The following is a 319-nucleotide window of genomic DNA, read 5'->3' on the forward strand; positions in this document are numbered from 1 at the left end:
AGACATCATCAGCGTCATCGACGGCATCGCCTTCCAGACCAACATCCTGGCGCTCAATGCAGCGGTGGAAGCCGCCCGGGCGGGCGAACAAGGCCGGGGCTTTGCCGTGGTGGCCAGCGAAGTGCGCAGCCTGGCCGGGCGCAGCGCCGAAGCGGCCAAGGAAATCAAGAGCCTGATCACCGCCAGCGTGGAGCGCGTGGAGCAAGGTACGCAACTGGTGGACAAGGCCGGAGCCACCATGACCGAAGTGGTGGCCGCCATCCGGCGCGTCACGGACATCATGGGCGAGATCAGCGCCGCCAGCAGCGAGCAAAGCGCA

1 protein-coding gene is annotated in these 319 nt (G+C 66.8%); it reads left to right on the top strand.

Annotated features, from left to right (window positions below):
• On the top strand, positions 1-319 hold a 319-nt coding region (locus ASE31_RS31945; RefSeq protein WP_235514786.1), incomplete at both ends, for a methyl-accepting chemotaxis protein.

It is taken from the genome of Acidovorax sp. Root217, from assembly GCF_001428645.1.
Classification (GTDB): Bacteria; Pseudomonadota; Gammaproteobacteria; order Burkholderiales; family Burkholderiaceae_C; genus Acidovorax.